Origin of the sequence: Acetobacter farinalis (genome assembly GCF_011516935.1) — a bacterium.
Lineage (GTDB): Bacteria > Pseudomonadota > Alphaproteobacteria > Acetobacterales > Acetobacteraceae > Acetobacter > Acetobacter farinalis.
Window position 1 is genome coordinate 1 of record NZ_WOTF01000071.1, and the last position, 610, is coordinate 610.

General features: G+C 50.0%; 1 protein-coding gene and 1 pseudogene. One reads left to right on the forward strand and one right to left on the reverse strand.

Going from position 1 to position 610, the window contains the following annotated elements:
- A pseudogene (locus tag GOB82_RS13235) lies at positions 1–98 on the forward strand (IS5/IS1182 family transposase); the annotation flags it as partial.
- Positions 99–185: 87 nt separating this feature from the next.
- Here the strand turns inward: GOB82_RS13235 and GOB82_RS13695 are convergent.
- Positions 186–425: a terminase small subunit-like protein gene (locus tag GOB82_RS13695; RefSeq protein WP_377792203.1), complete on the reverse strand. Its 240-nt coding sequence runs from the start codon at positions 423–425 to the stop codon at positions 186–188.
- Positions 426–610: the final 185 nt, after the last annotated feature.

A 610-nucleotide genomic window follows, 5' to 3' on the forward strand; every position in this document is an offset into this window, starting at 1 on the left:
TCAAACAGTTCCGCGCGATCGCAACCCGCTACGACAAGCTTAAATCAACCTTCCTCGCTGCGGTGCAGTTCGCCTCAATCATCATACTGCTTAACTGACGACACGCTGTAGTACGGAGGGGCAGGAAGTACAAGAAAAAATAGGTTTCTTTATTTCAAGATTTCATCAATGCATTATTTCAAAAATTAATGGCCGCTTTCTCTTTGCGCCCGCTTGAATCGGGCATTCTGCGCTTCGGAAACCGCGTTTTCGATTTCAACATTCTTCAACAATCGCTGACCAATAGAATGTGCCGCTTTCTCCCCCTCGCGCGCGTGCGCGTACTGGTCAGAAAATGCAGAGCTTTCTCGAAGCCACTTAAAGACAGACATGCGGCAAGGCATATCCTCGCGCTCGCGCGCATTTTGGATTTCAGGTTTTTTCAGGTTGTCAAAGCCCTGAGACCCTGCCGTTTTCTCGCTGTATCCAGCCCGAACTGCGCGGCGGGGATGTCAGGCTAATTCTGGACTTGTAACGGTTTTGTGCCGGTCAGAAGTGATTATGCCACTCTTGCTTCGAAAGCGAGAGGGCTGATGCCACCCAGATATGAATGGCGTCGACGTGGATTGTA